Genomic DNA, 23884 nt, shown 5'->3' on the forward strand with positions numbered 1-23884 from the left:
CGCCACGCACCAATCAATTAGGAGTTACCATGGCCCGTATTACCATTGAAGATTGCCTGAAACAAATCCCTAACCGTTTCCAGCTGACCCTGGCAGCGACCTACCGCGCACGCCAGTTGCTGCAAGGCCACACGCCTAAAGTCGAAGCCAAGGACAAGCCTACCGTCGTCGCCCTGCGCGAAATCGCTGCCGGCAAGGTCGGCATCGAGATGCTGAAAAAGGTTCCGATGTAAGGGATCCCGCGTGACGGAACAGTGCTGATCCCTGGTTCTGATTTTTCCTTTATTCACACTGCGAAGTAACGCGACGTTTTATGAGTCTGACCCCAGCCGACACGACTTCAGCAGCACCGCCGACCCTGGCTCCGCGCCAGGCGGCAAAACCGCAGGGCACCAATGCGCCAGGCGTTCCCACGTCAGCCGCACCGGCGCCGGTGCCTGGGGTGGCCTCCGTCAGCCACCTGATGGACAAGCTGGCCGAATACCTTTCCCCCGCCGACCTGAAAAAAGTCAAGGAAGCCTACCGCTTCTCGGACGAAATGCACCTGGGCCAGATGCGCCGCTCGGGCGAGCCGTATATCTCGCACCCGATCGCCGTGGCCGAAATCTGCGCCGACTGGAAGCTCGACGCGCAGGCCATCATGGCTGCCCTGCTGCACGATGTGATGGAAGACCAGGACGTCAAGAAAGACGAACTGATCGAGCGCTTCGGCGCACCCGTCGCGCATCTGGTCGATGGCCTGTCGAAGCTGGAAAAGATCGAATTCCAGAGCCAGATCGAGGCGCAGGCGGAAAACTTCCGCAAGATGCTGCTGGCGATGGCGTCCGACGTGCGCGTCATCCTGATCAAGCTGGCCGACCGCCTGCACAATATGCGCACGCTGGACTTCATGACGGCGGCAAAAAAGGCGCGCATCGCCGGCGAGACCATGGAAGTGTACGTGCCGATCGCGCACCGCCTGGGCCTGAACAATATTTTCCGCGAGCTGCAGGACCTGTCGTTCTCGCACCTGCATCCGATGCGCTACCGCACCCTGGCGAAAGCTGTCAAGGCGGCGCGTGGCAACCGGCGCGAAGTGGTCAACAAGATCATGGAAGCGGTGAAAAGCACGCTGTCCATGGCCGAGATCGACTCCGAAGTGACGGGGCGCGAAAAGTCGCTGCACGACATCTATAAAAAGATGCGCAGCAAGCACCTGTCGTTTTCGCAGGTGCTCGATGTGTATGGCTTCCGCGTGGTGGTGAACAGCTTTGCCGACTGCTATGTCACGCTGGGTACCTTGCACAGCCTGTACAAGCCGATGCCGGGCAAGTTCAAGGATTACATCGCGATCCGCAAGCTGAACGGCTATCAGTCGCTGCACACGACCGTCATCGGTCCGTACGGCACGCCGGTGGAATTCCAGATCCGTACCCAGGAAATGCACCGCACGGCCGAATCTGGCGTGGCGGCGCACTGGCTGTACAAGAGCGGCGAATCGAACCCGTCCGACCTGCAGCAGCGCACCCATGCGTGGCTGCAATCGCTGCTCGACATCCAGCAGCAGACGGGCGACTCGGCCGAGTTCCTGGAACACGTCAAGGTCGACCTGTTCCCCGATTCCGTGTATGTGTTTACGCCGAAGTCGAAAATCATCGCCCTGCCGCGCGGCGCCACCGCCATCGACTTCGCCTATTCGATCCACACCGGCATCGGCGACCAGACCGTGGCTGTCAAGATCAACAACGAAACCTCGCCACTGCGCACCGAGCTGCACAATGGCGACATCATCGAGATCATTACCGACTCCGCCTCGCGCCCGAGCCCGACCTGGCTGTCGTTCGTGCGTACCGGCAAAGCCCGTTCGGCGATCCGCCACCACCTGCGCACGATCAACCTGCCCGAGTCGATTTCGCTGGGCCAGCAACTGATGTCGCAGGCTTTGCTGACGCTGAACATCGACGCCGACCTGCCCGAGCCGCTGGTCGAGCGCCTGCTCAACGAATCGAGCGCCAATTCGCTCGACGAGCTGTATGCCGACATCGGCATCGGCAAGCGCATGGCCACGCTGGTGGCGCGCCACATCTTTGGCCTGATCGGCGGCGAAGCGGCCAGCATGCCGGTGGAGCACAACAGCGGCAGCGAGCTCGACCCGGTCACCATCTGCGGCAGCGAAGGCGTGTCGGTGCAACTGGCGCCGTGCTGCCTGCCGATCCCGGGCGACCAGATCATCGGCCAGCTGCGCCGCGACCAGGGTTTGCTGGTGCATACCAGCGACTGCACCCAGGCCAAGCGCCAGCGCATCAAGGAACCGGACCGCTGGATCGCGGTGCGCTGGGGAACCGAGCTGAACCGCCGCTTCGACTGCCGCATCAAGGTGCTGATCAACAGCGAGCGCGGCATCCTGGCACGCGTGGCCGCCGAAATCGGCGAGTCCGACGCCAACATCATCTATGTCGGCATGGACGAGGACAAGGACAATGTGCTCGACCAGTTGCGCTTCACGGTACAGGTCAAGGACCGCGTGCACCTGGCCGCCTTGCTGCGCAATGTGCGCCGGGTGGCCGGGGTCAACCGGATTCTGCGCGAACGCAATTAAACCCCAAGGCGCAGACTGGGGTCGGACCCTGAGGGTCCGACCCCGGCATTCACGCTTTGCGGGTTTGAATTTCCTGCAGGAACTCCGCACTGCCGATGACAGCATTGCTGCGGCTGGCGTCACGCAATGCCTGAAACGCATTTCCCTCATCGGCCTGAAATAAAGCAGCATACGCCTGCTGCCTGCCACCCGGACTGCCACCAAGACCAAAGTAAAGCGGATGCGGCTCAATCAGCGGATCGCTTCGCCCTTCCGCATTGCCACGATAGCTCGACCATCTGTAATTTCCCGGATATCGCACCATGCCGGCGCGTACAGGATTGAGTTCGATATAGCGCTGGCACACCAATAAATAGGTCGCGTCCCGCACGACGCAAGACTTGTAGCGTCCATCCCACAAGGGCCCGGTGCGATGGTGGCGCCAGTTGATGTAGTGCGCATAATCCTGATTCAGCGACTTCATCAACCGAGAAATATTCTGGATCTTCTGTGCAGACACCAGCAGATGCACGTGATTGGTCATCAGCACATACGCATGCAACGAACACTCCTGCTGTCGGCAATGTCGCTGCAACTGCTGCAGATACCAGCGATAATCGGCTGCTTCGAAAAAACAGTCCTGCCTGTCAGCACCGCGCTGTACGACATGCAAGGGCATTCCAGGCAGGAACAATCGTGCAGTACGGGGCATGGCGCGCTCTCCCGATCAGGAAATCCCCAGCATGGCAGTCCTACGGCCGAAGTTCCCTGCGCCACCGCAAGCTACCCCTCCCCCGGCGCCGGATACGTCACTTCCAGCAACTCCAGCTCCTGCGCCCCCAGCGGTGTATTCAATACAATCACGTCGCCTTCGCGGGCCTTGGTAATGGCGCGCGCCATCGGCGAGACCCAGCTGATCTTGCCATTGAGCGGATCGAACTCGTCGATGCCGACGATGGTGATGGTGTGCGTCTCGCCGTCGCTGGTCAGATAGGTGACGGTGGCGCCGAAGAAGACCTGGTCGTTGCCATGGTGCACGCTGGGGTCGACGATGGCGGCCAGGTCCATGCGCTTGGTGAGGAAGCGGATGCGGCGGTCGATTTCGCGCAGGCGGCGCTTGCCGTAGATATAGTCGCCGTTTTCCGAGCGGTCGCCGTTCGAGGCGGCCCAGTGCACGATGCGCACTACTTCCGGACGGTCGACGTCGATCAGCTGCAGCAGCTCGCTGCGGATGCGCTGGTAGCCGGCCGGCGTGATGTAATTCTTGGCACCGGCGGGGATGGCCAGCGCCAGCGCGATGGCTTCTTCATCGTCGTCGTTGTCCGACTCTTTTACAAATGCTTTATTCATATGCCTATTGTAGCCCCACGGAGCGGCGCTCACCGGCGCGTGTGCGGGCTTTTTTGACGTATCATCGAGGTAACATTTTTGGAGCCGGATGAAAAAACCATACCGTTTCAGGCGCTGGCTGTTCGCGCCCCTGGTCTACCTGGCGGCGATTTTCCTGCTGATCGAGGAATGGCTGTGGGCGAACGGGGCGCGGGCGATGCGGGTACTGGCGCAGTTTCCGCCGCTGCATGCGCTCGAAGCGTGGATCGTGCGCCTGCCGCCATACTGGGCGCTGGCCGTGTTCGTGCTGCCGGCGGTGCTGCTGTTCCCCGTCAAGCTGCTGGCGCTGCTGGCGATTGCGCGCGGCCATGCGTTTTCAGGCATCGGCGTGATCGTCGCGGCCAAGCTCGGTGGCGCCGCCGCCGTCGCGCGCCTGTATACGCTGACGCGCCCTACCCTCTTGACCCTGCCGTGGTTTGCCCGCTGGCACGGCCGCTTCATGGAAACCAAGGACCGCTGGATCGCCCGGCTGCAGGCGACGCATGCGTGGCGCCGTACCAGCCGCCTGTCGGCCATGCTGGGCCGCGCGCGCCGCGTTTGGTGGCGCCGCCTTTACAAAGGCAGGCCCGGCCGCCACAATTCGCGCCCGGCGCGCGTGCTGCGCCGGTTTGCCGCGTTCTGGCGCGCGCGCCGCTGATAAAGAAAGACACGTCCATGCCAACCTTGTCCTCCCCGTCCACCACGCCCCGGCTGGCGCCCGCCATGCAGGCCGCCGCCAGTGAAATCTATCTGTTCGATGCGGCGACCCTGCAAGTGCTGGATGCCAATCTTGCCGCCTGCGACAACCTGCGCTATGCCTTGCACGAGCTGCAAGCCATGACCATGCGGCAACTGGCGCCGCAATGGCCGGCCGACCAGCCAGCCAGCTTGAGCGAAGAAATCGGCGCCCAGGCCAGCGTGCCGGTGCTGCAGCGGCGGCGCGACGCCAGCGCCTATGCGCTGACGCTGCGCCTGTCGCGCGTCAACCATCACGGCCGCGCGCTGATCCTGGCCGTTGGCGACGATCTCGCGACGCCGCAGGCAACCGCCGCCGCCCTGGCCCAGGTGCAGTCGCGCTTCAACGCCATCGTGTCGAATACGCCGGGCCTGGTGTACCAGTTCAGTCTGGATGCGCACGGCCGCCCCGGCTTCCCCTACCTGAGCGATGGCTGCCAGGCCTTGCTGGGCCTGTCTCCGGCACAACTGCATGCGCAGCCGGAACTGTTTCATGAACTGATCCTGGCTGACGACCGCGCCTCCTACCGCGAGTCGATGCTGGCGTCGAAAAGCGCGCTGTGGAGCTGGAACTGGGAAGGCCGCATCTGGGTCGACGCGTGGAAAGACGTCAAGTGGATCAACCTGCGTTCCACGCCGCGCGCGCTGGCGGACGGCACGGTGCAGTGGGAAGGCATCATGACCAATATTACGGAAAGCCGGCTGGAGCAGATCGAAGTGCGCCAGTCGCGCGCCCGCCTGGCCGAGCTGACGGCGCATATCGACAAGGTCAAGGAACAGGAGCGCACGCGGCTGGCACGCGAGCTGCACGACGAACTGGGCGGCAACCTGACGGCGATCAAGATGGCGCTGGCAATGCTGAGCAGCCGCTTGCCGCCAGACAATGCTGCATTGCTGGAGAAAGCGGCCTACGTCGATGCGCTGGTCGACCGCAGCATCGACGCCGTGCACCGCATCTCGCTCGACCTGCGCCCGTCCATGCTGGACCTGGGCATCGTTGCCGCGCTCGACTGGCAGGTCAAGGAATTTGCGCGCCAGGCCGGCATCGAATGCACGTTTTCCTCGAACCGCAAGGAGGTCGAGCTGAGCCTGGACCAGGCCACCACCGTGTTTCGCATCGCCCAGGAAGCGCTGACCAATATCGCCAAGCATGCGCACGCCAGCCAGGTGGCGGTGCGCCTGGTGACCCAGCGCCAGCATATCCGCCTGTCAATTACCGACAATGGCGTCGGCATGCGCCTGTCAGACCGCGCCAAGCCGCAATCGTTCGGCATCCGCGGCATGATCGAACGCGCCAGCGCATTGCAAGGCACCCTCAGCCTGGCCGATGCGCCGGGCGGCGGGACCGTGCTGACCATAAAAATCGGGCTGGCGACGCCCCGAGCGGCGATAATAGCGGCTGCAGCCGATGCCCCCGCGCAAGCAGGTTTGCCAGTAAATACGAATCAACGATGAAGCACATGCAGAAACGAATGCAGTCATGAAAGAAAAAGCCACTATCCGCGTGTTTATCGCCGACGACCATGCGATCGTGCGCGAGGGCCTGAAACAGATCCTGGCCGATACCAAGGACATCATCGTGGCCGGCGAGGCTGAAAACGGCCACGATGCGATCAAGCGTTTTCGCGCCTCGAAATGCCAGGTCATGCTGCTCGACATTTCCCTGCCCGACCGCAGCGGGATCGACGTGCTCAAGCAGATCAAGAAGGAAAAGCCGGAACTGGCCGTACTGATGCTGTCGATGCACCGCGAAGACCAGTATGCGATCCGCTCGCTGAAAGCGGGGGCGGCCGGCTACCTCACCAAGCAGAGCGCGCCGCGCGAACTGGTGACCGCCATCCGCCAGGTGGCCGAGGGCCTGAAATACATCAGCGCCGCACTGGCTCAGGAACTGGCCAACACGGTGGGCGAAGACCATGAAACGGCGCTGCACGAAACGCTGTCGGACCGCGAATACCAGACCCTGGTGCTGATTGCCTCGGGCAAGACGGTGGGCGCGATCGCCGAAGAACTGAAACTGTCGGCCAAGACGGTCAGCGAATACCGCGCGCGGCTGTTGCTGAAAATGAAGCTGAAAAACAGTGCCGAACTGACCCATTACGCGATCCGCAACCAGCTGGTGGAATAGGTACCGGAGCCATGAAGACGCTGCAAACAGGCGGCCCCGGCAGCGTATCACGCGAATTGGCTCCCCTTCGCCTTGCTTCTCGAAGAATACCTGCTATGCCAACTCGCATATCATGGCGATAATTAGCAAATATCCAAAAAGGCCGTGCCTACATGTCCAGTAAATTGCCCTCTTCGCCGGCCAGCGTGACTGCCGGTGCCCCTGCGAGCACCGTCGCCGGCGCCGCCAACCCCGCCGACATTGCGCGCGAAGCGTTTCGCCGCCTGGCCACGCGCCGCATTGCGCCCACGCCGAACGCCTACCGCGATATCTACAATGAAATTGCCGGCATCAGCGAGCCGGCGGAGTCCGCCGCACCGGCTGCCGTGCTGGCCGCCAGCGCAGTACCGGACAATGGCGCCGAAAACGTGCTGGGCCAGTTTGCCGCGAAGATGAGCGAATCGGGCGGCGAGCTGGGCGACTATGGCCGCCGCTTCCAGCGCGCCCTCAAAGCGCGCGACTGGGACAGCTATGCGCGCGCGCTGGCGCAACTGTCCGACAAGCAGCAGGCACGCAAGGGAGGCGGCATCGAATTGCCGCCATTGCCGGACGGCGAACAGACGCGCACCCTGCGCGAACTGCTGAGCCGCACCTTGGGCTTTGCCGTGGCGACCCTGCTGACCGGCACGCCGGCGCTGGTGGAAGAAGCCGAATCGCTGGGCGCGGCCATCAAGCAGGCGCACACGGAAGACGCGCTGAACGAAGCGGCGCTGCGGCTGAAACAGCTGTGCTATCAGATCGAACTGAAGAGCGGCGACACGGCCGAGCAGCAGGAGCTGCTGCTGCGCCTGTTCAAGCTGCTGCTGGACAACGTCAGCCAGCTGCTCGACGACGACAGCTGGCTGCGCGGCCAGGTCGACGCGGTGCAGAACCTGATCGCCGGCCCGCTCGACCAGCGCGCGCTGGAAGACGCCACGCGCAGCCTGAAGGAAGTCATCTACAAGCAAAGCCAGCTCAAGCACAGTCTTTCGGACGTCAAGCTGACCGTCAAGAACATGATGATGACCTTTATCGACCGTCTGGGCCAGGTGGCCGCCAGCACCGGCGACTTCCATGAAAAGATCGGCGGCTATTCCGAAAAGATCAGCCAGGCGGAAAACATCACCGACCTGAACCAGGTGCTCGACGCGGTGCTGCATGAAACGCGCATGGTGCAGACCGAAGCCCTGCGCGCGCGCGACAAGATGGTACTGGCGCGCCAGGAAGTGCAGGATGCGGAACAGCGCATCCACACGCTGGAAGCCAAACTCCAGCATATGAGCGAACTGGTGCGAGAAGACCAGCTGACGGGCAGCCTGAACCGGCGTGGCCTGGACGATGTGTTCGAGCGCGAAACGGCGCGCTCGGACCGCCGTGGCACGCCGCTGTGCATCGCCATGCTGGACCTGGACGACTTCAAGCGCCTGAACGACACCTATGGCCACCTGGCAGGCGATGCCGCGTTGAAACACCTGGTAAAAATCGTCAAGGAAACGCTGCGCTCGATGGACGTCATCGCCCGCTTCGGCGGCGAAGAATTCTTGATTTTGCTGCCGGAAACCACGGTCGAAGCGGCGTCCTCGACCATGACGCGGCTACAGCGCGAACTGACCCGCCACTTCTTCCTGCATGACAATGAAAAAGTGCTGATCACCTTTTCCGCCGGCGTGGCCCTGCGCCAGCCCAATGAAGACCAGGTCGAACTGGTCAAGCGCGCCGACCGCGCGATGTACCAGGCCAAGCAGACCGGCAAGAACCGCGTGGTGGTGGCCGACTAGCCGCACATTTCACGCCATCGCCTCCCATGCCCGCCACCAAGCGGGCATTTTTTTGCCCATCAAACTCAAAAATCGCTGTTTTCACCCCCTGATCTGGCAATTATTTTTTTTATTTTTGCCATAAAGTATCAAAAAACACTGCCGTATAGGGCCGGCGCCACTTGCCCTTCATAGGGGAAAACACGAAAAAAGTTGCTTTTGAGCCCTAAACTTTTCTGGCCAGCTTCCGTTAATCTTTACAACTACGGTTTGAGTGCTCCGGAAGGCGGGAGCAGACCAAGGTGAGCAGGCACAGAGCCAAAACCCGCACATCGGGAGCATCAAAATGGCCGCAGTTATCAATACCAATATCGCATCGCTCAATTCGCAACGCAATCTGGGCGCTTCGCAATCCGCACTCTCCACCTCCCTGCAACGCCTGTCGTCCGGTCTGCGCATCAACAGCGCGAAAGACGACGCTGCAGGGCTGGCAATTTCCGAGCGTTTCACCTCGCAAATCCGCGGTCTCGATCAAGCACGCCGCAATGCCAACGATGGCATCTCGCTGCTGCAAACGGCTGAAGGTTCCCTGCAATCGACGGGCGATATCCTGCAACGCATCCGTGAATTGTCCGTGCAATCGGCCAATGCCACCAACTCGGCAGGCGACCGCAAAGCGATCCAGCAGGAAGTTGGCCAACTGCTGTCGGAAGCGGACCGTATTTCGCAAACGTCGGAATTCAATGGCTTGAAATTGCTCGATGGCTCGTTTGGCTCGGCCACCTTCCAGGTCGGCGCCAACTCCGGCCAGACCATCCAGGCCACGACCGCCAATTTCCGCACGAATAACTACGGCAACAATGAAGTGGGCACCACCGCGCCAGCCACCAGCACCGCAGGCACCGCCTACAGCGCTGGCTCGTTCGATATCCAGGGCTTGCAATCGGCCACCATCACGGTCGGCACCCTGGATACGGCACAGACACTGGCCACCAACATCAATGGCGCCAGCGAAAAAACCGGCGTGACCGCCTCGGCGAAAACCGAAGAATCGGCCACCTTTGTTGCTGGCGGCGTGTATTCACTGGGCGTTATTTCCGATAATGGCACGGCTGCCAACGTGGCCTTCACCGTTGGCAATCCGCTCAATGCGACGACCCTGGCCGCATCGGTCAGCGCGTTCAACGATGCCTCGGCCTCGACCGGCGTGACTGCAAAGCTGAACAGCAGCAACAATGGCCTGATCCTGACGAATGCTGCCGGCAACAATATCACCTTGCAAAACAACAGCACCAACGCTGCTTCGACCATCACGGCAGCGGCCATCAACAGCGCCGGTACGGTAGGCACCACCGCCACCATCGCTGCCAGCGGCGGCACGGCCACCACCATGGGCTATATTTCGATGAATTCCGACAAGGGCTTCTCGATCGGCACCGTCACGGGCACCAATGCCGTCACGGCCGGCGGCTCCAAGCTGAACTCGGTGTCCGGCATCGACGTATCGAGCGTCAAGGGCGCCTCCGACGCGCTCAAGGTGCTCGATTCGGCACTCGCTTCCGTCAACAGCCAGCGCGCCACGTTCGGCGCCTTGCAGTCGCGTTTTGAAACCGCCGTCACCAGCCTGCAATCGACGTCGGAAAACCTGTCGGCTTCACGCTCGCGCATCCAGGACACGGACTTTGCGGCGGAAACGGCCAAGCTGACGCGCGGCCAGATCCTGCAACAGGCAGGCACGGCCATGCTGGCCCAGGCCAACTCGCTGCCCAACGGCGTGCTGTCGCTGCTGCAAGGACGTTAAACCGCATCACCCGGGCGCCGCCACGGCGCGCCTGCCCACCACGCTCATCCCCGGCCGGATTTTTCCCGCCGGGGATTTTTTTGATAAAAAAATAATAAAAAATATTTCTTCTATTTAATTATTTTCCACCCTAAAGTTTATGAAAATCCTGTCGCTTAAACGCCCTCATCCATGGCAACTTGAGAGTGAAAAACAAAAATATAGTGCCTTTCCTTTCCTAAACTTTCCATACGGCATTCCGTTAATGAATATAACTGCGGTGTGAGTGTCCCGGAACGGAGGGGCGGACCAAGGTACCAGGCATATAGCCAAAACATATAGCAAGGAGCTTCAAAATGGCCTCAGTAATCAATACCAATACCGCGTCACTGAATGCGCAACGCAACCTGAGCACGTCGCAGTCCGCCCTGTCCACCTCATTGCAACGCCTGTCCTCGGGTTTGCGCATCAATAGCGCAAAAGACGATGCTGCGGGCCTGGCGATTTCCGAGCGCTTCACGTCGCAAATCCGCGGTCTCGATCAAGCCAAGCGCAATGCCAACGACGGCGTGTCGCTGCTGCAAACGGCCGAGGGTTCGCTGCAATCGACGGGCGACATTCTGCAACGTGTCCGCGAACTGTCGGTACAGTCGGCAAACGCCACCAACTCGGCCGGCGACCGCAAGGCAATCCAGGCCGAGGTAGGCCAGTTGCTGTCGGAAGCCGACCGCATCTCGCAAACGTCGGAGTTCAACGGCCTGAAACTGCTCGACGGCTCGTTCGGCTCGGCATCGTTCCAGGTGGGCGCCAACGCTGGCCAGACCATCCAGGCCACGACCGCCAACTTCCGTACCAATAACTACGGCAACAACCAGTCGTCGGCGGCGCCACCAGCCACGACCACGACCGGTACTGCCTACAGCGGCGGCACCTTTGACATCCAGGGCCTGAAAACGGCAACGGTGACGGCAACCACCACCGACACCGCGCAAACCCTGGCAGCCAGCATCAACGGCAAGACCTCCGATACGGGCGTGACGGCAACCGCCAAGACCGAAGAAGCAGTCAAGTTTACGGCCAATGGCGTGTATTCGCTGGCAGTCACCTCCGACAACGGCACCGCCTCGAACGTGACCTTCACGGTGGGCGCGAACAACGCATCGGGCCTGGCATCGGCAGTGAGCGCCTTCAATGATGTGTCGTCCACCACCGGCGTTACTGCCAAGCTGAACGACGCCAAAGACGGCCTGGTGCTGACCAACATTGCCGGCAACAACATCAAGCTGGAAAACAAGAGCACGGCATCGTCATTCACGGCGGCATCGATCGGCGCCGATGGTACGGCGACGGCTGCCGCCACGGTTGCAACCGGCGGCTCGGCAGTCACGATGGGTTATATCTCGATGAACTCCGACAAGGGTTTCTCGCTGGGTACAGTTACCGCCGGCAATGGCGTGGCCACTGGTCCGGCGACACTCAATTCGGTGTCCAGCATCGACGTATCGACTGTCGAAGGTTCGAACAAAGCGCTGAAGATTCTCGATTCCGCACTGGCCAGTGTCAACAGCCAGCGCGCGACCTTCGGTGCCTTGCAGTCGCGCTTTGAAACGGCAGTGAGCAACCTGGAATCGACTTCGGAAAACCTGTCGGCATCGCGTAGCCGCATCCAGGATACCGACTTCGCATCGGAAACAGCCAAGCTGACGCGCGGCCAGATCCTGCAACAGGCAGGTACCGCGATGCTGGCCCAGGCCAACTCGCTGCCTAACGGCGTGCTGTCCCTGCTGCGCGGCTAATCACCGCCAGGCAGTACCGTAGCCTAGCCCTCCCCGGCCGATCCAGATATCGCATCTTGATCCGCCGGGGAATTTCCGTTAGAGGACACCATCATGGATATCCAGGCAACAGGCGGCCTTCCCGCCGCACCGCAGCCACGCGCAGCGGTTACCACAGGCACTATCGCCGCCAAACCGGTGACGGCGGCGGTGGCCGACAGCAAGGCAGGCGGCAAGGACGACGCGCAATCCGAGCTGAAAGAAGTCAAGCAGGCCGTCAGCGAGATCAACAAGGCGATGCAATTCATGTCGCGCGAGCTGGAGTTTTCGGTCGATACCGACAGTGACCGCACCATCGTCAAGGTGATCGACCAGCAAACCCGCGAGGTCATCCGCCAGATGCCCACCAAGGAAGCGCTGGAAATCGGCAAGGCGCTGGAAAAAGCCCAGGGCTTGCTGATCAAGCAGACAGCATGAAACCGCCCTGTGCCATGTTCTTCGTGGCATAGGGCAAACAGGCAGCCAAATACCCCTCTAAAGTCTGGATGAAATATGCCGTTAACCAAGTATATTCATGCATTCCCATAGGAGGTTATTGTGGCTGTTTCATCCGTCAGTACTGGTGGCGTTCTCGACGTAAATGGCCTGGTCAGTCAGCTGATGGCCGTGGAAAGCCGCCCCTTTGTCGCCATGCAGGACAAAGAGAAAGCGATTACCTCCCAAATATCCGCCTATGGCACCCTGAGCGGCGCCGTCGGCGCCTTCCAGACCACCGTCACCGCGCTGGCCGATTCCTCGAAATACAAGGTCGCCAACGCCACCTCGGCCGATGACAAGGTGCTGACTGCGACAGCCGGCAAGGATACGGTCAAGGGCAATTACAGCGTCAACGTAACCCAGCTGGCGCAGGCGCAGACGATTACCGCCGCCGGCCAGGAGAGCACGAGCGCCCTGATCGGTTCGGGCGCCAGCACCGTGCTGACCTTCGATTTCGGCAGCGTCACCGGCGGCACGCTGGCCGACGGCAAATACACCGGCGCCACCTTCGATCTTGATGCCTCGCGCGTGGCGCGCACCGTGACCATCGACGGCAGCAACAATTCACTGCAAGGTATCCGCGACGCCATCAACAAGGCCGGCATCGGCGTGACCGCCAGCATTATTTCCGACGGTAGCGACAAACCGAACCGCCTTGTGCTGACCTCGGACAAGAGCGGCGAAACGTCGAGCATGCGCGTGTCCGTCGCTGGCGACCAGGAACTGAGCGACTTGCTGTCCTACGCGCCGAATGGCACGCAGAACATGACGCAAAGCAACGCTGGCCAGAATGCCAAACTGACCGTCAATGGCGTGGCCATTACCAGCCAGACCAATAGCGTCGACAATGCCGTGCCTGGCGTGACGATGTCGGTGTTGAAAATCGGCACCAGCAGCGTCGGCGTCAGCATGGACACCTCCGGCATCAAGTCGGCGCTGACCAACTTCGTCAAGGCTTACAATGAGCTCAACGCCTCGATCAATACCCTCACGGCCGTCACGCCCGACTTGAAACAGGGCGCGGCGCGCACCGGCGGCCCACTGGTGGGCGACTCGACTACCAATACCCTGCAAAGCAGCTTGCGCAAGCTGTTCGGTACCAGCGTGCCTGGCCTCGACAGCACTGTGACCAGCCTGAGCCAGTTGGGCGTTGCCTTCCAGAAAGATGGCACGCTGAAGCTCGATACGGGCAAGATGCAAACCGCCATCGACAAGAATTCGGACGATGTCATCAAACTGCTGGCGACGTCGGGTTCCACCAGCGACAGCCTGGTGAGCTTTGTCAGCTCGACCAGCAATTCGACCGTCGGCACCAAGGGCATTTCGATTTCCAAACTGGCCACCCAGGGCACGCTGGTGGGCAGCGCCCCGGCCGGCCTGACCATTACCGCCGGCGTCAACGACCAGCTGTCGCTGGAAATCAACGGTGTCAGCACCAAGGCCACCCTGGTGCCGGGCAATTACACGGCCGATAGTCTGGTCAGCCACTTGCAGTCGCTGATCAACGGCGCCTCGGGCGTGACCGACACCACAGCTGGCGTCAAGGTGACGCAGGAAAATGGTGTGTTCAGCATCGTGTCGAACAAATACGGTTCCTCGTCGAAGCTGGAAATCACCGGCAATGGCGCCGACGACCTGTTCGGCACGCCGACCATGACCACCGGCGTGGACGTCGCCGGCACCATCGACGGTGCGGTGGCGGTCGGCAGCGGCCAGACCCTGACCGGTTCGGCCGGGTCCGGCAGCGCCGGGATTGCCGTACTGATCAAAGGCGGCCAGCTGGGCGACCGCGGCACGGTTAATATTTCCAAGGGTATCAGCGCCTTGTTTGCTACTATTACGGATAGCTACCTGGGAACCTCGGGCCTGATCCAGAACAAGAATGACGGTTTGAACAAGAGCATCGCCGATATTGCCAAGCAGCGCGATGCCTTGAATACCCGGCTGACCCTGACCGAGGCGCGCTTGCGCAAGCAATACAGTTCGCTCGACGTGACGCTCAGCTCGATGAACAGCACCAGCAATTATTTGACTCAGCAGCTCGCGGCCCTGGCCGCGATGTAACGTCTACCTATCAAAGGAATACGAATGTTTGGATCATCAAACAAGGGCGCGCAATCGTACGCCAAGGTTGGCCTGGAAACAGGCATTGGTGCCGCTTCGCCGCACAAACTGATCGCCATGCTGTATGACGGCGCCCTGGTAGCCGTGCTGAGCGCGCAGATGCACATGAAAGCCGGCAATATCCCGGAAAAGGGCAAGTCGATTTCACGCGCGATGCAGCTGATCGACCATGGCCTGCGCGCCAGCCTGGACAAGAATGCGGGCGGCGAGATCGCCGAAAACCTCGACGCGCTGTATGAATACATGGGCGCGCGCCTGCTGACGGCCAACCTGAAGAACGACCTGGCTATCCTGGAAGAAGTACAACGCCTGCTGACCGATCTGCGCGATACCTGGAACGCCATCGGCACCCCAAGCGGCATCAACCTCACCGCCGGCGATGCGCCGATTTCCCGCATGTCCAACTACGCGAGCGCCTGACATGATGACACACCAACAAGTACTGGCCACCTATGAAGCGATGCAGGCGCTGACCGCCCGCATGCTGGTGGCCGCCGGCAATGCCGAATGGGACGAGCTCGAAACCCTGGAACAGCAAATCGCCAGGCATGCGCAGCGCCTGAAAGACAACGAAGAAAAAGTCGTGCTGGAAAGTGCGGGCCGCCTGCGCAAGGTGGAACTGATCAAGCAGATGCTGGAAGACGACCGCAAGATCCGCGACCTCGCCATGCCGTGGATGGCGCAGTTGTCCAAGCTGATCAACAGCACCGGCACCGAACGGCGCCTGGCCAACGCCTATAGCGTTTAAGAGCAGGATCCGGCGCCATGCTGCCCAATAATATCGGCATGGCGCCGGTCACGCCGGTCAAGGGCACGCGTCCCGGCGACGCGGTGGCCGAACCGCGCCAGGCCGAATTCCAGCGTTCGCTGCAAGGCATGGTCGGCAAGTCGATGACCGGCCAGGTAATGGGCCGCATGACCGACGGCAGCTACCTGGTGCGCGTGGCCGGCACGCCGGCGCGCATGCAGCTGCCGGCTGGCACCGAACTGGGCGCCAACGTGCCCTTGCTGCTGGTCGGCATCAATCCCCGTCCCTCGTTCCAGATCGGCGCCGGCCCGGATCCGCGCGCCAGCACCATGCTGACCTATGCCGATGCGCAGGCCGAACCGGAAGCGGCTGGCGCGCAAGGCGCCCAAGCCGGCACGCGGGCCGGCGGCGCCCAGGCGGCCCTGCTGGGCCGCGCGCCGCTGACGCCGGCCAATCTGCTGCCTTCCCTGAATGCCGACACGCCCGCCCCGGAACTGAGCAGTACCGCACGCGCCATCAGCACCGTGCTGAGCCAGGCGGAAAGCGTGCCCGGCGCGCCCCTGTCGCTGGTCGGCAAGACCAGCCTGATGGCCAACGCCGGTACCGATCCGTCGCAGGTGGCGCAAAACCTGCGCGACGCCGTCGGCAGCAGCGGCCTGTTCTATGAGTCGCATGTGGCCGAGTGGGCCGATGGCAAGCGCCCGCTGGCCTCGCTGCTGCTCGAACCGCAGATGCAGAAAACCCTGCAGGGCGACGTGATGAAAAACGGTACCGATCTGGCCGCCGCGCAGCTGATCAACCTGCAGCTGCACACGCATGAGCAGGCGCGCGTGCAATGGCAGGGCGAAGCATGGCCCGGACAAAAGATGCAGTGGGATATCACCAAGGATGCGCCCGAAGGCGGCCAGCATGGCCAGGACAATGAAGACGCCACCGCCTGGCGCAGCAGCGTGCGCTTCCAGTTCCCCCTGCTGGGCGACCTGTCGGCGCAGGTGGTGTTGCAAGGTGGCAAAGTGCAGATCCAGATGCAGGCCGGCAGCGACGACAGCGCCGCCACCTTGCGCCAGCATGCGGCGCAGCTGGAGGCGTCGATGGAAGCGGCAGGCTGGCCGCTGTCGTCGCTGACCATCGCCGGCAAGCAAGGCGGAGACGACAATGCTGGATGACGGCAAGCGCAAGATGCCGCAGACAGCGGTCGCGCTGGCCTACCAGAGCGGCGAGGCGGCGCCCAAGGTGGTGGCCAAGGGCAGCGGCATGATTGCCGACAAGATCATCAGCACGGCGCGCGAGCATGGCGTGTTCGTGCACGAATCGAAGGAGCTGGTGGCGCTGCTGATGGATATCGACCTCGACAGCCAGATACCGCCCGGCCTGTACCGCGCGATTGCAGAACTGCTGGCCTGGTTATATCATATTGAATCCGCGAAAGGCGGGCCGCTGCCGCCGCCTCCCGATACGCTCGCCGCGCTTCCGGGCGATCCATAGAATACCACCACAGAACAATACAGACAGGCATCAATGCAAGCACATATTATGGATACCGGTCTTGAAAACTGGCATGACTTTGAAGTGGAATCCCGGCGCGAAATCATCGCCCTGCTGCGCAGCATCGGCGAAAAGAACCAGCTGATCCGCATGCTGATCCATGGCCAGTCCGATGTGTGCGTGACCACCATCCTCGACGTCGATGCCGAGCGCGACATGGTGATCCTCGACCGACCCGTCGATACCGGCCAGAGCCGGCGCATGGCCGCCGCCAGCGGCATCTCGTTTGAAACCTCGCTCGACAAGATCCGCATCCTGTTTGCCAGCAACAGCCTGGAAGAAGTCATGTATGGCGCGACGCCAGCGCTCAAGATGGCCATTCCCGACACCCTGATCCGGCTGCAGCGGCGCGAGTATTACCGCATGAACACGCCGGTCAGCAATCCGGTGCGCGTGACGATCCCGGTGGTCACCGACCAGGGCACGTCGAATACGCCATTCCCGCTGGCCGACATCAGCTGCGGCGGCATCGCCATCATGGACAACAAGCTGGCGCTGGGCGATACGATCGGCAAGAACTATCCGGGCTGCCGCATCGACCTGCCCGAGATCGGCATGGTCACGGCCACCCTGCAGATCCGCAATTCGCTCGACATGACCTTGCTGAACAACAAACTGAACCGCCGCCTGGGCTGCCAGTTCGTTGACTTGCCGCGCGGCATGCTAGCCCACGTGCAGCGCTATATCACGAGGCTGGAACGCGAGCGCAATGCCCGCATCGCCGGCCTCGGCTGACAGCCTTACAGGTTCATGCCGCCCGACACTTCGATGCGCTGCCCGGTGATCCAGCGGTTGCCCGGCTGCAGCAGCGAAGCGATGGCGCCGCCTATATCGTCCGGCAAGCCGACCCGGCCCAGCGCCGTGATCGAGGCCAGATGGGCGTTGACGGCAGGATTGTCGCGCACCACGCCGCCACCGAAATCGGTCTCGATCGCACCCGGCGCCACCACATTGACGGCAATGCCGCGCGCGCCCAGTTCCTGCGCCATGTAGCGGCTCAGTACCTCGACGCCGCCCTTCATCGCCGCATACGCGGCATAGCCGGGGTTGCTGAAGCGCGCCAGCCCGCTCGACAGATTGACGATGCGCCCGCCATCGGCCAGCAGCGGCAGCAGTTTCTGGGTCAGGAAAAACACCCCTTTCAGATGCACATTGACCATGTCGTCGAATTGCGCTTCGGTGGTCTCGGCGATCGACGCATGCACGCCGCTGCCGGCGTTGTTGACCAGATAGTCGAACTGCGTGCGCTGCCACTCGCTGGCCAGCACGGCGCGCACGGCTTCAGCAAAACCGGCAAACCCGCGCGTGTCGGCCACATCGAGCTGCAGCGCGACGGCGCGGCGGCCCAGTGCGCGAATGTCGGCCACGACGGCGTTGGCTTCGTCGGCGTTGTTGCGGTAGGTAATGATCAGGTCGACACCGGTTTCGGCCAGCTTCAGCGCGGTGTTCTTGCCCAGGCCGCGGTTGGCGCCGGTAATCAGGGCGATGGCAGTGGTGCTCATGAGGTATTCCTTCGAGTGGGTTGGCAGGCGATGTAGCGCATTGCTCATCGGTGAAACCAGTATATTGTCGCCACTCTTATTCATAAACCGCACGAATCCGATAAGACTGATCGGATCACCCGCACAATACCTACTTTGCCATCCATTCACGCTCGATCAGCGCACTGAGCCAGTCCATAAAGACGCGTGTTCTCTGCGGCAGGTCGCGCCGGTGCGTATATAACAGGGCGATCGGCATCGGCGGCGCCAGGTGCTGCGGCAATATCGCCACCAGCGTGCCAGCGGCCAGATGCGGGCGCGCGCCACTCAGGGGCATCTGCGCGATGCCGATCCCGCCCAGGCAGGCGCCCTGGAACGCTTCCGTGTTGTTGACGGTGACGCTGCCCGCCATCGGCAGCTGGTGCAGCTGGCCGTCGAGCACATATTCGAAGCCGGACGCACGCGCCCCGAGCGTGGTGACGTAATGCACCAGGCGGTGCTCTGCCAGTTCATCGACAGTGTGCGGCGTGCCATATTGCGCCAGATAAGCGGGGCTGGCGCAGTTGACCATCGCCACCGTGCCCAGGTAGCGGGCGATCAGCGACGGGTCCTGCACGTCACCGGCGCGCAACACGCAATCGAAGCCCTCGCGCACCAGGTCGACGCGGCGGTCGGTGCTGCTCACTTCGATCTGGATATGCGGATAGGCGGCGAGGAACTGGCCCAGGTGCGGCATCACCAGCTGGCGCGCCGCCACGGTCGGCATGTCGATGCGCAGGCGGCCACCGAGCACGGTGCCGTCCAGGCGGAACATGTTTTCCATGTCGTCCATGTCGGCCAGCATGTCCTTGCAGCGCTCGTACAAGGCCAGGCCGTCCTGGGTCACGCTGACCTTGCGCGTGGTGCGGTTGAGCAGGCGCGCGCCCAGCAGCCGCTCCAGGTCGCGCACATGCTCGGACACGCTGGCCTTGGGCAGGCCCAGGCTGGCGGCCGCCTGCGTAAAGCTGCGCAGTTCCGTAACGCGCACGAAGGTCTTCATCAGTTCCAGTTTATTCATGCGCGCAATCTGTATGGGCAGGGCCGGATCTTGATGCTGTCACGTTGGCCGTGTTCGACCCCAAAAGCAAGTTCCGGGGTCGGACCCTGAGGGTCCGACCCCAGCCTTTTCGCTGTGCGGGGTGGTTTTGAAATGCTTGAACAGCTTAACTTGACGGCGCCAGGCTCAAACCTGCATATTCATGATTTCATGGTAAGCCGATACCAGTTTGTTACGCACCTGCACCGTCGCCTGGAACGCGATGCTGGACTTTTGCGAGGCCACCATCATGTCCGACAGGCTGACCGAGTCGTCGCCCATGGTAAAGCGCTTGCCCAGGTCCGCCGAGGCGTTCTGGGTCGCGGCGACCGAATCGAGCGCCCCCTTGAGCGCATCGGCGAAATTGACCTTGGCCGCCGGCGCCTCCAGCGCGATGGCCGGCACCTTGGCCTCCGGCCGCGTGGCCGCCGCCTTCAATTGCGAGATCATCGCCTCGATCCTGCTGCTGTCGATACCGCCTGTTTTCACTGTGCCTCCGATAACTGTCTGTTGCCCCCAAGGCACAAAACCATGGCAGGCAAGGCAGCGCCGGGTACAATTGCTGCTACCGTACGTTGCCAGGCTTCCACAATACCAGTAGCAAAGCCAGCCGCTCGGCCGAGCAGGCGGCAAAACTGCCTTCTGTTTGAACGATTGAAGCGCGTGACAGGGGCGGATAATTTCACTTATCGCGCCTCGTTTCGCAGGCGGCCCCCCTCACCACCCACATAATACCAGCGCCACGGAAGGCAATCATGGCTGTAGCGGAAGAAATCGAACTGAACCAACCCTCACCGGCACCCGCTCCCGCGCGCTCGCCGGTGGAATCCGTGCAGGCGTTCGCCAAAACGCCGATGGGCAAGAATTTCCTGCGCGGCCTGGGCGTGGCGGCGCTGATCGCCATCGGCGTGGCGCTGTACATGTGGAACCAGCCGCCCGAGTACAAGGTCCTGTTCTCCAACTTTACCGACCGCGACGGCGGCGCCATCACCGCGTCGCTGGACCAGCTGGGCATCAAGCACAAGTTTTCCGAAGGCGGCGGCGCCATCCTGGTGCCGTCCGAACAGGTCCACGATGCGCGCCTGAAACTGGCCGCGCAAGGCTTGCCGAAAGGCGGCAACGTGGGGTTCGAGTTGATGGAAAACCAGAAACTGGGCGTGTCGCAGTTCTTGGAACAAGTCAATTTCCAGCGCGCCCTCGAAGGCGAGCTGGCCAAGTCGATCGAATCGGTGGCCGCCGTCGACACGGCGCGCGTCCACCTGGCCCTGCCGAAACCGTCGGTGTTCGTGCGCGAACAGCAAAAACCGACCGCTTCCGTGCTGCTCAACCTGCACCCGGGCCGCGGCCTCGACCAGCTGCAGGTCAGCGCCATCGTGCACCTGGTGGCGTCGAGCGTGCCGGAATTGCTGCCAATTAACGTCACCGTGGTCGACCAAGCGGGTACCCTGCTGTCGAACCAGGAACGCGACAAGGACCGCGCCAACGGCATCAAGAGCCTGGACCCGAACCAGCTGAAATACGTGCAGCAACTGCAGCAAAGCGTGATCAAGCAGGTCGAATCGATCCTGCTGCCGATCGTCGGCGAAGGCAATGTGCGCGCCGAAGCGACGGCCGACGTCGATTTTTCACAGAGCGAACAGGCGGCCGAAACCTACAAGCCGAACTCGCCGCCGGAAGCGTCGACCATCCGCAGCCAGCAGACCAGCGAGTCGACCGGCCCGGGCAACGCCAATCCGTCCGGCGTGCCGGGCGCGCTGTCGAACCAGCCGCCGGGCGTGGCCACCGCGCCGCTGACGGCCGAAGCGCCGGGCGCACCCGGTACCGGCACGCCCACGCCGCCGTCGCAGAAGGAATCGACCACCAATTATGAAGTCGACAAGACGGTGCGCTACGAACAGAAATCGATGGGCGGCCTGCGCCGGCTGTCGGTGGCGGTGGTGGTGAACTACCGCCGCAATATCGCGCCCGATGGCAAGGTGACAGTGACGCCGATTTCCCCTGCGGAAATGGTGCAGATCAATAACCTGGTCAAGGAGGCAATGGGCTACAACAAGGACCGCGGCGACAGCTTCAGCGTGGCCAATTCGCCCTTCGACGGCATCGAACGCGCACCGGAAGGCAAGCTCGAATGGTGGCGCGATCCGGCCAACCTGCCGCTGGCCAAGGAACTGGCGAAGTTCCTGATCACCGCCTTGATCCTGCTGTACCTGTTCATCAAGATCGTGCGTCCGATGATGCGCCCGGTGATGCGCAAGATCGACGACTTCGGCGCGCCGCCGCCCGTGATCGAGCCGGAACTGCCGAAGACGGACGAGGAAAACGAAGTCCTGCTCAGCGAAGCCGAGCTGGAAGAACTGGAAGAAGACACGGCCCGCGGCTACCGCGACAACCTGGCGATGGCCAGGAAGCTGGCACAGGACGATCCGCGCGTGGTCGCCAACGTAATCAAGGCATGGATAGGCAATAATGACTGAATCGACGGGACTGCAAAAAGCGGCCATTCTGATGCTCGCGCTGGGCGAGAGCGAAGCGGCCGAGGTAATGAAATTCCTGGGCCCGCGCGAAGTGCTGAAACTGGGCGCGGCGATGGCCACCATGAAGGGCATCGCGCACGAACAGGTGGTCGAAGTGCTCGACGACTTCCGCGAGCAAACCGAGCTCAACTCCACCGTCGGCCTCGATTCGGACGAATATATCCGCCAGGTGCTGACCAAGGCGCTCGGCGACGACAAGGCCTCCGTATTGCTGTCGCGCATCCTGGGTGGCAAGGATGCGTCCGGCATCGAATCGCTGAAATGGATGGACTCGCAGTCGGTATCCGAGCTGATCCGCAACGAGCACCCGCAGATCATCGCCACCATCCTGGTCCACCTCGAGCGCGACCAGGCCTGCGAAATCCTCGGCCATTTCACCGACCGCCTGCGCAACGACGTGGTGCTGCGCATCGCCACGCTGGACGGAGTGCAGCCGGCCGCGCTGCGCGAGCTGAACGACGTGCTGACGAAACTGCTGTCGGGCAATGAAAACATCAAGAAATCGTCGCTGGGCGGCGTGCGCGCTGCCGCCGAGATCCTGAACTTCATGAGCGGCGAGCAGGAAGGCTCGGTAATGGACAATATCAAGAACTACGACAACGACATGGCGCAGAAGATCATGGACGAAATGTTCGTGTTCGACAATGTGATCGATATCGACGACCGCGGCATCCAGTTGCTGCTGCGCGAAGTGCAGTCGGAAATGCTGATCATTGCCCTGAAAGGCGCCTCGCAGGAGCTGCGCGAGAAGATCTTCAAGAACATGTCGCAGCGCGCCGGCGAGATGATGCGCGAAGACCTGGAGTCGAAAGGCCCCGTGCGGCTATCGGAAGTGGAGTCGCAGCAGAAGCAGATCCTGCAAATCGTGCGCCGCCTGGCGGACGAAGGGCAGATAGTACTGGGTGGAAAAGGCGAGGATTCGTTTGTCTAATTTTATTCCCAAAGAAAAACAAACCGCGTATCAACGCTGGGAAATGACCTCGTTCGGCGACGACCGCCCCAGCGTGGTGGCGGCGCGCAAGCTGCTCGAACCGGAGCCGGAGCCCGAACCGGACCCGTTTGCCGAGCTGCCGGAAGAAGAACTCGCACCACCGCTGCAGTATCCCACCCAGCAAGAAATCGACGCCATCCGCGAGGCGGCGCACGCCACCGGCTTCGAGGAAGGCCGCACGGCCGGCTATGCCGAAGGCCATGCGGCCGGGCATGCCGACGGCCACGCGCAGTCGTATGCCGAAGGCCAGCAAGCTGCCCAGGTGGAACTGGCGCACCTGCAGACCATCGCCGTCGCGTTCGGCACGGCGGTGCAGCAGGCCGACGAGCTGATCGCCAGCGACGTGATGGAACTGGCGCTGCAGCTGGCCAAGGGCATGCTCAAGGCCGCCCTGCCCGTGCGCCCGGAACTGATGCTGCCGATGGTGCGCGAAGCAATCGAATACCTGCCCGTGCTGCAACAGCCGGCGCTGCTGATGCTCAATCCCGAGGACGCGCAAGTGGTGCGCGACGGCATCGGCGAAGAACTCGACAAGGGCGGCTGGCGCGTGATCGAAGATCCGTCGGTGGAACGCGGCGGCTGCAAGATCGACACGGCCAGCAACCAGATCGATGCGCAGGCCTCGACGCGCTGGCAGCGCCTGACGCACGCGCTCGGCAAAGACCTGGACTGGCTGGCGCCGTGAGCGAACACGATCCGCTGCCGCCGAACAAACCCAACACGCATGCGGC

At 62.3% G+C, this 23884-nt stretch carries 23 protein-coding genes; 18 read left to right on the forward strand and 5 right to left on the reverse strand.

Going from position 1 to position 23884, the window contains the following annotated elements:
* The first annotated feature begins 29 nt into the window (after window positions 1–29).
* Both rpoZ and RTQ46_RS16935 read left to right on the forward strand, forming a co-directional pair.
* A complete protein-coding gene (gene rpoZ, locus RTQ46_RS16930) occupies window positions 30–233 on the forward strand; it encodes a DNA-directed RNA polymerase subunit omega (protein ID WP_010400723.1) in 204 nt (67 codons plus the stop codon).
* Window positions 234–313: 80 nt separating this feature from the next.
* Window positions 314–2578, forward strand: a complete 2265-nt coding sequence (locus RTQ46_RS16935; RefSeq protein WP_312438344.1) for a bifunctional (p)ppGpp synthetase/guanosine-3',5'-bis(diphosphate) 3'-pyrophosphohydrolase — start codon at window positions 314–316, stop codon at window positions 2576–2578.
* Between the two features lie 49 nt (window positions 2579–2627).
* On the opposite strand, the gene RTQ46_RS16940 is transcribed toward RTQ46_RS16935, so the two are convergent.
* Window positions 2628–3269 (reverse strand): transposase, encoded by a 642-nt coding sequence (locus RTQ46_RS16940; protein WP_312438345.1) that lies wholly within the window; start codon window positions 3267–3269, stop codon window positions 2628–2630.
* Window positions 3270–3340: 71 nt separating this feature from the next.
* Entirely contained in the window at window positions 3341–3907 is a 567-nt protein-coding gene (greB, locus tag RTQ46_RS16945; RefSeq protein WP_312438347.1) for a transcription elongation factor GreB, read from the reverse strand.
* A gap of 88 nt (window positions 3908–3995) precedes the next feature.
* On the opposite strand from greB, the gene RTQ46_RS16950 reads away from it, so the two are divergent.
* From RTQ46_RS16950 to RTQ46_RS17010, 13 genes are all read left to right on the forward strand, one after another.
* Window positions 3996–4583, forward strand: a complete 588-nt coding sequence (locus tag RTQ46_RS16950; RefSeq protein ID WP_312438349.1) for a hypothetical protein — start codon at window positions 3996–3998, stop codon at window positions 4581–4583.
* Window positions 4584–4600: 17 nt separating this feature from the next.
* A complete protein-coding gene (locus RTQ46_RS16955) occupies window positions 4601–6115 on the forward strand; it encodes a histidine kinase (RefSeq protein WP_312438351.1) in 1515 nt (504 codons plus the stop codon).
* A 25-nt stretch (window positions 6116–6140) separates the two neighbouring features.
* Complete coding sequence (locus tag RTQ46_RS16960; protein WP_312438352.1) at window positions 6141–6788, forward strand: response regulator transcription factor; 648 nt, start codon at window positions 6141–6143, stop codon at window positions 6786–6788.
* Between the two features lie 152 nt (window positions 6789–6940).
* Window positions 6941–8584, forward strand: a complete 1644-nt coding sequence (locus RTQ46_RS16965) for a GGDEF domain-containing protein (RefSeq protein WP_312438354.1) — start codon at window positions 6941–6943, stop codon at window positions 8582–8584.
* Between the two features lie 325 nt (window positions 8585–8909).
* Complete coding sequence (locus tag RTQ46_RS16970; RefSeq protein WP_312438355.1) at window positions 8910–10364, forward strand: flagellin; 1455 nt, start codon at window positions 8910–8912, stop codon at window positions 10362–10364.
* Between the two features lie 335 nt (window positions 10365–10699).
* Window positions 10700–12139, forward strand: a complete 1440-nt coding sequence (locus RTQ46_RS16975; RefSeq protein ID WP_312438357.1) for a flagellin — start codon at window positions 10700–10702, stop codon at window positions 12137–12139.
* A 93-nt stretch (window positions 12140–12232) separates the two neighbouring features.
* A complete protein-coding gene (locus tag RTQ46_RS16980) occupies window positions 12233–12595 on the forward strand; it encodes a flagellar protein FlaG (RefSeq protein WP_312438358.1) in 363 nt (120 codons plus the stop codon).
* A 120-nt stretch (window positions 12596–12715) separates the two neighbouring features.
* Window positions 12716–14719 carry a flagellar filament capping protein FliD gene (gene fliD / locus RTQ46_RS16985; protein WP_312438360.1) on the forward strand — a complete coding sequence of 668 codons (2004 nt, stop codon included), beginning with the start codon at window positions 12716–12718 and terminating at the stop codon, window positions 14717–14719.
* Between the two features lie 24 nt (window positions 14720–14743).
* Window positions 14744–15199: a flagellar export chaperone FliS gene (fliS, locus tag RTQ46_RS16990; protein ID WP_312438361.1), complete on the forward strand. Its 456-nt coding sequence runs from the start codon at window positions 14744–14746 to the stop codon at window positions 15197–15199.
* 1 nt (window position 15200) lies between these two features.
* On the forward strand, window positions 15201–15527 hold the full coding sequence (locus RTQ46_RS16995; RefSeq protein WP_312438363.1) for a flagellar protein FliT: 327 nt from the start codon (window positions 15201–15203) through the stop codon (window positions 15525–15527).
* Window positions 15528–15544: 17 nt separating this feature from the next.
* On the forward strand, window positions 15545–16693 hold the full coding sequence (locus RTQ46_RS17000) for a flagellar hook-length control protein FliK (protein WP_312438365.1): 1149 nt from the start codon (window positions 15545–15547) through the stop codon (window positions 16691–16693).
* A complete protein-coding gene (locus RTQ46_RS17005; protein WP_312438366.1) occupies window positions 16683–17012 on the forward strand; it encodes an EscU/YscU/HrcU family type III secretion system export apparatus switch protein in 330 nt (109 codons plus the stop codon). The genes RTQ46_RS17000 and RTQ46_RS17005 overlap by 11 nt, the downstream gene beginning before the upstream one ends.
* A 48-nt stretch (window positions 17013–17060) precedes the next feature.
* Window positions 17061–17807, forward strand: coding sequence for a flagellar brake protein (locus RTQ46_RS17010; protein WP_312438368.1), 747 nt, complete (start codon window positions 17061–17063; stop codon window positions 17805–17807).
* A gap of 5 nt (window positions 17808–17812) precedes the next feature.
* Here RTQ46_RS17010 and RTQ46_RS17015 read toward each other — a convergent pair whose 3' ends face one another.
* The 3 genes from RTQ46_RS17015 to fliE all read right to left on the reverse strand — a co-directional run bounded on the left by RTQ46_RS17015 (window position 17813) and on the right by fliE (window position 20117).
* A complete protein-coding gene (locus tag RTQ46_RS17015; RefSeq protein ID WP_312438369.1) occupies window positions 17813–18574 on the reverse strand; it encodes an SDR family oxidoreductase in 762 nt (253 codons plus the stop codon).
* A gap of 130 nt (window positions 18575–18704) precedes the next feature.
* Window positions 18705–19610, reverse strand: coding sequence for a LysR family transcriptional regulator (locus tag RTQ46_RS17020; protein WP_312438371.1), 906 nt, complete (start codon window positions 19608–19610; stop codon window positions 18705–18707).
* A 165-nt stretch (window positions 19611–19775) separates the two neighbouring features.
* The gene (gene fliE / locus RTQ46_RS17025) at window positions 19776–20117 is read right to left on the reverse strand and encodes a flagellar hook-basal body complex protein FliE (RefSeq protein ID WP_312438373.1); all 342 of its coding nucleotides are present in this window, start codon (window positions 20115–20117) and stop codon (window positions 19776–19778) included.
* A gap of 266 nt (window positions 20118–20383) precedes the next feature.
* Here fliE and fliF point away from each other — a divergent pair, with 266 nt between their 5' ends.
* Genes fliF through fliH form a run of 3 tightly spaced genes read left to right on the forward strand, consistent with a single transcriptional unit; the run spans window position 20384 to window position 23838 of the window.
* On the forward strand, window positions 20384–22102 hold the full coding sequence (gene fliF, locus RTQ46_RS17030; protein WP_312438375.1) for a flagellar basal-body MS-ring/collar protein FliF: 1719 nt from the start codon (window positions 20384–20386) through the stop codon (window positions 22100–22102).
* Window positions 22095–23093, forward strand: a complete 999-nt coding sequence (gene fliG / locus RTQ46_RS17035; protein ID WP_312438377.1) for a flagellar motor switch protein FliG — start codon at window positions 22095–22097, stop codon at window positions 23091–23093. The genes fliF and fliG overlap by 8 nt, the downstream gene beginning before the upstream one ends.
* Before the next feature lie 43 nt (window positions 23094–23136).
* The gene (gene fliH, locus RTQ46_RS17040; RefSeq protein ID WP_312438433.1) at window positions 23137–23838 is read left to right on the forward strand and encodes a flagellar assembly protein FliH; all 702 of its coding nucleotides are present in this window, start codon (window positions 23137–23139) and stop codon (window positions 23836–23838) included.
* The last annotated feature ends 46 nt before the right edge of the window (window positions 23839–23884 follow it).

Source organism: Janthinobacterium sp. (assembly GCF_031995485.1).
Taxonomy (GTDB): domain Bacteria; phylum Pseudomonadota; class Gammaproteobacteria; order Burkholderiales; family Burkholderiaceae_D; genus Janthinobacterium.

Coding starts and splice junctions, on each gene's coding strand:
- rpoZ (WP_010400723.1), top strand. CDS start 30: ATGGCCCGTATTACCATTGAAGATTGCCTGAAACAAATCCCTAACCGT.
- RTQ46_RS16935 (WP_312438344.1), top strand. CDS start 314: ATGAGTCTGACCCCAGCCGACACGACTTCAGCAGCACCGCCGACCCTG.
- RTQ46_RS16940 (WP_312438345.1), bottom strand. CDS start 3,269: ATGCCCCGTACTGCACGATTGTTCCTGCCTGGAATGCCCTTGCATGTC.
- greB (WP_312438347.1), bottom strand. CDS start 3,907: ATGAATAAAGCATTTGTAAAAGAGTCGGACAACGACGACGATGAAGAA.
- RTQ46_RS16950 (WP_312438349.1), top strand. CDS start 3,996: ATGAAAAAACCATACCGTTTCAGGCGCTGGCTGTTCGCGCCCCTGGTC.
- RTQ46_RS16955 (WP_312438351.1), top strand. CDS start 4,601: ATGCCAACCTTGTCCTCCCCGTCCACCACGCCCCGGCTGGCGCCCGCC.
- RTQ46_RS16960 (WP_312438352.1), top strand. CDS start 6,141: ATGAAAGAAAAAGCCACTATCCGCGTGTTTATCGCCGACGACCATGCG.
- RTQ46_RS16965 (WP_312438354.1), top strand. CDS start 6,941: ATGTCCAGTAAATTGCCCTCTTCGCCGGCCAGCGTGACTGCCGGTGCC.
- RTQ46_RS16970 (WP_312438355.1), top strand. CDS start 8,910: ATGGCCGCAGTTATCAATACCAATATCGCATCGCTCAATTCGCAACGC.
- RTQ46_RS16975 (WP_312438357.1), top strand. CDS start 10,700: ATGGCCTCAGTAATCAATACCAATACCGCGTCACTGAATGCGCAACGC.
- RTQ46_RS16980 (WP_312438358.1), top strand. CDS start 12,233: ATGGATATCCAGGCAACAGGCGGCCTTCCCGCCGCACCGCAGCCACGC.
- fliS (WP_312438361.1), top strand. CDS start 14,744: ATGTTTGGATCATCAAACAAGGGCGCGCAATCGTACGCCAAGGTTGGC.
- RTQ46_RS16995 (WP_312438363.1), top strand. CDS start 15,201: ATGATGACACACCAACAAGTACTGGCCACCTATGAAGCGATGCAGGCG.
- RTQ46_RS17000 (WP_312438365.1), top strand. CDS start 15,545: ATGCTGCCCAATAATATCGGCATGGCGCCGGTCACGCCGGTCAAGGGC.
- RTQ46_RS17005 (WP_312438366.1), top strand. CDS start 16,683: ATGCTGGATGACGGCAAGCGCAAGATGCCGCAGACAGCGGTCGCGCTG.
- RTQ46_RS17010 (WP_312438368.1), top strand. CDS start 17,061: ATGGATACCGGTCTTGAAAACTGGCATGACTTTGAAGTGGAATCCCGG.
- RTQ46_RS17015 (WP_312438369.1), bottom strand. CDS start 18,574: ATGAGCACCACTGCCATCGCCCTGATTACCGGCGCCAACCGCGGCCTG.
- RTQ46_RS17020 (WP_312438371.1), bottom strand. CDS start 19,610: ATGAATAAACTGGAACTGATGAAGACCTTCGTGCGCGTTACGGAACTG.
- fliF (WP_312438375.1), top strand. CDS start 20,384: ATGGCTGTAGCGGAAGAAATCGAACTGAACCAACCCTCACCGGCACCC.
- fliG (WP_312438377.1), top strand. CDS start 22,095: ATGACTGAATCGACGGGACTGCAAAAAGCGGCCATTCTGATGCTCGCG.
- fliH (WP_312438433.1), top strand. CDS start 23,137: ATGACCTCGTTCGGCGACGACCGCCCCAGCGTGGTGGCGGCGCGCAAG.